The sequence below is a fragment of the Streptomyces sp. NPDC047014 genome (genome assembly GCF_040644195.1).
In the GTDB taxonomy this organism is placed as follows: Bacteria; Actinomycetota; Actinomycetes; order Streptomycetales; family Streptomycetaceae; genus Streptomyces.
In genome coordinates, this window is record NZ_JBEYVX010000075.1 from 22,357 (window position 1) to 29,857 (window position 7,501).

General features: G+C 73.4%; 7 protein-coding genes and 1 pseudogene. 4 read left to right on the forward strand and 4 right to left on the reverse strand.

Annotated features, from left to right (window positions below; translation table 11 throughout):
• Positions 1–5: 5 nt before the first annotated feature.
• Genes ABZ873_RS27565 through ABZ873_RS27575 form a run of 3 tightly spaced genes read right to left on the reverse strand, consistent with a single transcriptional unit; the run spans position 6 to position 1,581 of the window.
• Positions 6–308, reverse strand: a complete 303-nt coding sequence (locus ABZ873_RS27565; protein ID WP_360877196.1) for an Asp23/Gls24 family envelope stress response protein — start codon at positions 306–308, stop codon at positions 6–8.
• The gene (locus tag ABZ873_RS27570; protein WP_360877199.1) at positions 305–1,000 is read right to left on the reverse strand and encodes an Asp23/Gls24 family envelope stress response protein; all 696 of its coding nucleotides are present in this window, start codon (positions 998–1,000) and stop codon (positions 305–307) included. Before ABZ873_RS27570 ends, ABZ873_RS27565 begins: the two co-directional genes overlap by 4 nt.
• Entirely contained in the window at positions 991–1,581 is a 591-nt protein-coding gene (locus ABZ873_RS27575; protein WP_360877202.1) for a sigma-70 family RNA polymerase sigma factor, read from the reverse strand. Before ABZ873_RS27575 ends, ABZ873_RS27570 begins: the two co-directional genes overlap by 10 nt.
• 310 nt (positions 1,582–1,891) lie before the next feature.
• Here ABZ873_RS27575 and ABZ873_RS27580 point away from each other — a divergent pair, with 310 nt between their 5' ends.
• The 4 genes from ABZ873_RS27580 (at position 1,892) to ABZ873_RS27595 (ending at position 7,272) form a co-directional block, all read left to right on the forward strand.
• Positions 1,892–2,905 (forward strand): glycerophosphodiester phosphodiesterase family protein, encoded by a 1,014-nt coding sequence (locus tag ABZ873_RS27580; RefSeq protein ID WP_360877205.1) that lies wholly within the window; start codon positions 1,892–1,894, stop codon positions 2,903–2,905.
• Positions 2,906–3,117: 212 nt separating this feature from the next.
• Positions 3,118–4,602 carry an aldehyde dehydrogenase family protein gene (locus ABZ873_RS27585; RefSeq protein ID WP_360877208.1) on the forward strand — a complete coding sequence of 495 codons (1,485 nt, stop codon included), beginning with the start codon at positions 3,118–3,120 and terminating at the stop codon, positions 4,600–4,602.
• Between the two features lie 16 nt (positions 4,603–4,618).
• A complete protein-coding gene (locus ABZ873_RS27590) occupies positions 4,619–6,172 on the forward strand; it encodes a GMC oxidoreductase (protein ID WP_360877211.1) in 1,554 nt (517 codons plus the stop codon).
• A complete protein-coding gene (locus tag ABZ873_RS27595; RefSeq protein ID WP_360877213.1) occupies positions 6,169–7,272 on the forward strand; it encodes a glycine betaine/L-proline ABC transporter ATP-binding protein in 1,104 nt (367 codons plus the stop codon). Before ABZ873_RS27590 ends, ABZ873_RS27595 begins: the two co-directional genes overlap by 4 nt.
• Before the next feature lie 149 nt (positions 7,273–7,421).
• On the opposite strand, the pseudogene ABZ873_RS27600 reads toward ABZ873_RS27595, so the two are convergent.
• Positions 7,422–7,501, reverse strand: a pseudogene (locus ABZ873_RS27600) (AIM24 family protein); the annotation flags it as partial.

Here is a 7,501-nt window from a genome sequence, read left to right on the forward strand (position 1 = left end):
GGACGTCAGACCAGGCCCGTGACGGTGACCCGGACCGCCGAGGGCGGCGCCGGGGCCGCGCGGGCCGCCTCCGTGCGGGCGGCGCGGGCCACGTCCAGGGCGCGGTGGTGGGCCCGTACGACGATCTCCACGTGGAGTGCCGTCACCGTCCCCTCCGGCCCGAGGGACACCCGTACGCCCGACAACCCGCGCGGGACCGCCGCCCGCAGCAGGTCGCGCAGCCCCGGGCGCAGGCAGGCCACGCCGGGGACGGCGAGTACGGCCTCGGCCACCGCCCGGGTGGTGGCGTCCGCCCGCGGTGGGGTCACGGCCCGGCCTCCCGGAGGTCGTGCAGATCGTGCAGGTCGGTGACGGTGACGTGGAGGGCGGCCACGGCCAGGCCCAGCCTCTCGTGCGCGGCGCGGAGCGCGTGGACCCGTACGGCATCGGAGACCGCCCGCAGATCAGGACCGTACGCGGCGGTGACCTCCAGCTCGACGGTGACAGCTCCCCGCCCCGCTCCGCCGGAGACCGGCGGAGCGATGCGGCAGCTGCCCGCGCGCACGCCGGGGACCTCCTCGGCGGCGGCGCGCAGGGTGCGGGCGGCGACGGACTCGTAGATCCAGGTGTCCTCGTGCGGCTCGCCCAGCGGCAGGCTGCGGCCGGGGCGCAGTTCCAGGCGGACCACGTCCATGACCCGGCGGACCAGCGCCTCCGCGTCCGGGGGCCGGGCGGGTGAGGGCGTGGCCGCGAGGGCGGCGGTGCGCAGGCGGTGGAGGTCCGCCAGGGCCTCCCGGCAGGAGGCGCAGGACGGGGAGTGCGCGTCCGCGCCCGGCGAGGTCTCCTCCCACAGCGCGGCGAGGTCCCGGCCGCAGGCGAGCACCGCGGCATCGGCCGGTTCCGGCCGGCCGTCCGGGTCGGACGGGCCGGAGGAGCCGGACGGGCCAGACGGGCCGGACAGGCCAGACAGGCCAGACAGGCCAGACAGGTGCGGGGTGTTCCGGGGGGTGTTCATCGCCATGCGGCCATCGCCTCCGTCAGTACGCGCCGGGCCCGGAAGACGCGGGCGCGGACGGCCTCCGGGCTGATCCGGACCGCCTGGGCGATCGCTTCGTAGGGCCGGCCCTCGATCTCCCGCAGCACCCAGCACACCTGCTGCTCCGCGGACAGGGAGCGCATCGCGAGGCGGAGGTCCCTGGCGGCCGCCTGGGATTCGGCGGCGCGCACGGGTGAGGACTGGTACTCGGGGGCGGCCGGTTCCGGGACGGTGTCGAGGTCCGCCGCGGCCCGGCGGGCGCGCAGCAGGTTCAGGCACCGGTTGGTGACGATGCGGTGCAGCCAGGTCGCGAAGCCGGCCTCGCGCCGGAAGTCGGGCAGGGCGCGCCAGGCGCTGACGAAGGAGTCCTGCACGGCGTCCTCGGCCTCGGCCCGGGTGCCGAGCAGGCGCTGGGCGAGCTGGAGCATGGCCGGGGTGTGGCGGTGTACGAGCATTTCGAAGGCCCCTTCGTCCCCTTCCGCCGCCCGGACGGCCAGCAGTTCGTCGTCGGTCCCGGCCGCGGGCCCCGTCTCCACCGTCTCCACGGGGTCCCATCGAGCGCTCACGGGCGGGCTCCTTTCACCTTCTGCCTCTTCGACACGTCCACCGCGGAGTTCGTTACGTACGTCCGATACGGACTGTTGTGTGCCTCTTTCCCGAAAGAGGGGCGTAACGGATTCATCGTCAGGCATGGCCGGAACTGGCCCAAGGAGCGCCGCGCCACGCCGACCGAAACCCGTTCACCGTACATTTACCGCGTGTCAGCATGTGCCCGTAGAGATCATCAGCGATCTGCAGCGATCGAGTGACCTACAGCGCTCAAGCGATCGCTCGATCAACTGTCCCCCCGGGACGCCGACATGAAGGAGTACGTCCTTGTCCTCTCAGCTCAGGCGTGGCGCCCGCCCACGCACCCTCCTGGCCCTCCTCGCGGCCCTCTGCGGCATCGTCGCGACCACCGCCTTAGGCGCGACCCCCGCCTCCGCCGCCACCTCGGCCCCCGACGCGGCGGCCGACCAGCGGCGCCCGATCTACGCCATCGCGCACCGCGTCGACACCCTCGGCGGGGTGGACGCGGCGCTCAAGCACGGCGCCAACAGCATCGAGATAGATGTCTGCGCCTGGTGGAACCCGAACGAGTGGCGGGCCTACCACGACTGTTCCTCGGCCGGCGACAACCGGCTGGGCCCCAGCTTCGACAGCATGATCGACCGCATCCTCTCGCACGCCAACCAGGGTCGGCGGCTGTCCATGGTGTGGCTGGACATCAAGGACCCGAACTACTGCGGCGAGCGGGAGAACCGCGGATGCAGCGTCGCCGGACTGCGCGACAAGGCGCAGCGGCTGACGAACGCCGGGATCCAGGTGCTCTACGGCTTCTACGAGTACCACGGCGGCAGCACCCCCGACGTGGGCGGCCGGGGCTGGCAGAGCCTGGAGGGCCGGCTCGGCGCGCTGGAGGGCATCACGACGACGGGTACCCGCGACCAGGCGCAGAACGCGTTCAACCGCTCCGGTTCGGGCTTCCCCTCCGGCAAGCGGGTGATGGACTACGGCGACAGCGACATCACCAAGGGCTTCGGCAACTGCACGGAGGCCACCTACTACACCTGCGCCGAGCTGAAGAAGGGCGCCTCCGACCGTGACGCGGGCCGGCTGGCGGCCACCCTGTCCTGGACGACCACCTACAACGACCCGTGGTACATCGACAAGCTGCTGGGCGACGGCCGGGTCGACGGCATCATCGCGGGCTACGGCGCCTTCACGGGCGTCCGCGAGTACGACGACAGCTGGCAGTGCGCGAACTCCATCACGCTGATCCGCGACTGGGTGAACCGCCACAGCGGCACCCACCGCATGGCGACGCCGGGTGACCGCATGTTCCGCTAAAGCGGAATCCGGACACCCGCTCCTCCCGAGGCCCCGTACCGCACAGACGGTACGGGGCCTCTCACGTGCTGTTTCCTCCGCGGCCGGGGAACGTGACTCGCGCCACTTCTCGGGGCGGATGGGACATGAGTGTCAGGGCAGGGGGCATGCGCGGCGACTGTGAGGTCACCGCGGGTCCGCCGCGGTGGCGGAACCCGGAGGTACAGAGCGTCGTGTCGGAGCAGAAGACCATCCACATAGCCGGCGAATGGCGGCCGGCGGACTCGGGGGCGTCCCGGGAGATCCTGGACCCCGCGGACTCCACCGTCCTCGCCGTCGTCGCCGAGGGCGGTACCGCCGACACGAACGCGGCCGTCAGCGCCGCCCGCGCCGCCTTCGACACCGGCCCCTGGCCGCGGACCCCCGTCGCCGAGCGTGCCGCCCTGCTGCGCCGCACGGCCGACCTGCTCCAGCGCGACCGCGAGCGCATCGGCCTGCTGGAGAGCCGGGACGCGGGCAAGACCCTCGAAGAGGGCCGGATCGACGTCGACTGCGTGGCCGACGCCTTCCGCTACTTCGCCGACCTGGTCACCGCCGAGGGCGCGGGCCGTGTCGTGGACGCCGGCTCCGCCGACGTGCACAGCGTGGTCGTGCACGAGCCCGTCGGGGTCTGCGCGCTGATCACGCCGTGGAACTATCCGCTGCTCCAGGCCAGCTGGAAGGTCGCCCCGGCGCTGGCCGCCGGCAACACCTTCGTGATCAAGCCGAGTGAGCTGACCCCGCTGAGCACGGTCGTCCTGATCGAGCTGCTGGCGGAGGCGGGCCTTCCGGCCGGTGTCGCCAACCTGGTGACCGGCGCCGGCGACCCGGTCGGCGCCCGCCTGTCCGCCCACCCCGAGGTGGACCTGGTCTCCTTCACCGGCGGCCTGGCCAGCGGTACGAAGGTGATGAAGGCCGCCGCCGACTCCGTCAAGAAGGTCGCCCTCGAACTGGGCGGCAAGAACCCGAACGTGGTCTTCGCCGACGCCTGCGCCACCGCGCAGGGCTTCGACACCGCCGTCGACCAGGCCCTGAACGCCGCCTTCATGCACAGCGGCCAGGTCTGCTCGGCCGGCTCGCGGCTGATCGTCGAGGAGTCGCTGCGCGAGCGCTTCGTCACCGAGCTGGCCCGCCGCGCCGAGCGGATCCGCCTCGGCCGCGGCACCGACCCCGGCGTCGAGTGCGGCCCGCTGGTGTCCGCCGCCCAGCGGGAGCGCGCCGAGTCCTACGTCGCCTCCGCGCTCGCGGAGGGCGCCGTGCTGCGGGCCGGCGGGGAGCGGCCCGAGGGGCCCGGCTTCTTCTACCGGCCGACCGTGCTCGACCGCTGCCACCGCGGGATGCGCGTCATCCGCGAGGAGGTCTTCGGGCCGGTGCTGACGGTGGAGACCTTCCGTACCGAGGACGAGGCCGTGGCCCTGGCCAACGACACCGAGTACGGGCTCGCCGGCGGCGTCTGGACGGCCGACCAGGGCCGCGCCCGCCGCGTGGCCGGCCGGCTGCGGCACGGCACCGTCTGGATCAACGACTTCCACCCCTATCTGCCGCAGGCCGAATGGGGCGGCTTCGGCAAGTCGGGAACGGGCCGCGAGCTGGGCCCGGCCGGACTGGCCGAATACCGCGAGACCAAGCACGTGTACCAGAACCTCGCTCCGCGCCCCGTGCGCTGGTTCGCGGGCTGACGAGGAGGAGAGACGTATGAACGACAGCACGAGCAACCCGGTCCACGAGTACGCCTACGACTACGTCGTCGTCGGCGGCGGCACCGCCGGTTCGGTGATCGCCTCCCGCCTCACCGAGGACCCCGATGTCACGGTCGCCGTCATCGAGGGCGGCCCCAGCGACGTCGGCCGCCCCGAAGTGCTCACCCTGCGCCGCTGGATGGGCCTCCTCGGCGGTGAGCTGGACTACGACTACCCCACCACCGAGCAGCCGCGCGGCAATTCGCACATCCGGCACAGCCGCGCCCGCGTCCTCGGCGGCTGCTCCTCGCACAACACCCTGATCTCCTTCAAGCCGCTGCCGTCCGACTGGGACGAGTGGTCGGAGGCGGGCGCCGAGGGCTGGCACGCCGCCGCCATGGACCCCTACTTCGACCGGCTCCTCAACAACGTCGTGCCCGTCGCCGAGGAGGACCGCAACGCCATCGCCCGCGACTTCGTGGAGGCCGCGCAGCAGGCGCTCGGCGTCCCGGAGGTCGAGGGCTTCAACGCCAAGCCCTTCCACGAGGGCGTCGGCTTCTTCGACCTGGCCTACCACCCGGAGACCAACCAGCGCTCCTCGGCCTCGGTGGCCTATCTGCACCCGGTGATGGACGAGCGCCCCAACCTCCGGATCATGCTGGAGACCTGGGCGTACCGCCTGGAGCTGGACGGCACACGGGCCCGCGGGGTGCACGTCCGGTCCGCCGACGGCACCCGGTCGCTGATCACCGCCCGCCGCGAGGTCGTGGTGTGCGCGGGCGCCGTGGACACCCCGCGGCTGCTGCTGCACTCGGGCATCGGGCCGCGCGCGGACCTGGAGGCCCTGGGCATCCCGGCGGTGCACGACCTGCCCGGCGTCGGCGAGAACCTTCTCGACCACCCGGAGTCGGTGATCGTCTGGGAGACGGACGGGCCGATCCCGGAGAACTCGGCTATGGACAGCGACGCCGGCCTCTTCGTCCGGCGCGACCCGGACTCCCCCGGCCCCGACCTGATGTTCCACTTCTACCAGGTGCCGTTCACCGACAACCCCGAGCGGATCGGCTACGAACGCCCCGCGCACGGAGTGTCGTTGACCCCGAACATCCCCAAGCCGCGCAGCCGCGGCCGCCTCTACCTGACCAGCGCCGACCCCGAGGCCAAGCCCGCCCTCGACTTCCGGTACTTCACGGACGAGGAGGACTACGACGCCCGCACCCTCGTCGACGGCATCAAGCTGGCGCGCGAGATCGCCGCGGCCGAACCGCTCGCCGGCTGGCTGCACCGCGAGGTGTGCCCCGGTCCGGAGATCACCACGGACGAGGAACTGAGCGCCTACGCCCGCTCGGTGGCCCACACCGTCTACCACCCCGCCGGCACCTGCCGGATGGGCGCCGCCACCGACACCGGGGCCGTCGTCGGCCCGGACCTGCGGGTGCGCGGCATGGAGGGCCTGCGGATCGCGGACGCCTCCGTCTTCCCCACGATGCCCGCCGTCAACCCGATGATCGGCGTGCTCATGGTCGGCGAGAAGGCCGCCGACCTGCTGACCGGAGGTGAGGCCCGATGACCGCGACCGCCACTGCCCCCGCGCCCGCCGCGCCGGAGGCCACCGAGCCCGTGTTCGCCGTACAGAACCTGTGGAAGGTCTTCGGCCCGCGCCGCAAGGCCGCCGCCGTGCCCGCCTCCGCGGAGCTGGCCTCCCTGCCCGCCGCCGAGCTGCGCGAGCGGACCGGCTGCACCGCCGCCGTCCGCGACGTCAGCTTCGAGGTCCGCAAGGGCGAGGTCTTCGTCGTCATGGGCCTGTCCGGCTCGGGCAAGTCCACCCTGGTCCGCTGTCTGACCCGGCTGATCGAGCCCACCTCCGGGACGCTGGCCGTCGACGGCGAGGACGTGCTCGCCATGGACCCGGCCCGGCTGCGCGAACTGCGCCGCCACCGCGCCGCCATGGTCTTCCAGCACTTCGGTCTGCTGCCGCACCGCACCGTCCTCGACAACGTCGCCTACGGGCTGGAGATCCAGGGCGTGGGCCGCGCCGAACGGCGTGCCCGCGCCGCCGAGATGGTCGGCAAGGTCGGCCTCGAAGGACTGGAGGGGCGTCGGCCCGGCCAGCTGTCCGGCGGCCAGCAGCAGCGCGTCGGGCTCGCCCGCGCCCTCGCCGCCGACCCCGAGGTCCTGCTGTTCGACGAGCCGTTCAGCGCCCTGGACCCGGTGATCCGCCGGGAGATGCAGGGCGAGGTGGCCCGGCTGCACCAGGAGGAGGGCCGCACCATGGTCTTCATCACCCACGACCTGTCCGAGGCGCTGCGCCTGGGCGACCGGATCGCGCTCATGCGCGACGGCCGGATCGTCCAGCTGGGCACCCCGGAGGAGATCGTCGGCTCCCCCGCCGACGACTACGTACGGGACTTCGTACGGGACGTGCCGCGCGAGCAGGTCCTGACCGTACGCAGCGCCATGCGCCCCGCAGTCAGCGGCGAGGAGGCCGGGCACGGCCCGGCCCTGAACCCGGCCGCCACCGTCTCCGAGGCCATCGAGGCCGTGGCCCGCACCGGTGGACCGGCCCGCGTCGTCGACGACGGCCGCTGCCTGGGCGTGGTCGACGAAACGGCCCTGCTGGCGGTGGTCGCCGGGATCCCGGCGGCCGGCGGCGAGGAGGTGGCGGCATGAGGAGCCCCAGCGCCTTCCCGGGCACGGCAGCCGTCCCCGGCACGGGCCGGTGGTGCGGATGAGCACGACGACCACCTCTCCCGTACGCGATCCCGGCCGCCGGGACCGGTCCGGCCGGCCGCAGCGTCCGCCGGCGCTCGATGAGGCATGAGGAAGCCCGGCACGATCGACTGCTTGAGGGCGAGGGTGGGCTCGTAGGCGAGGAGGTTGCCCGAGCGGATCGTGAGGT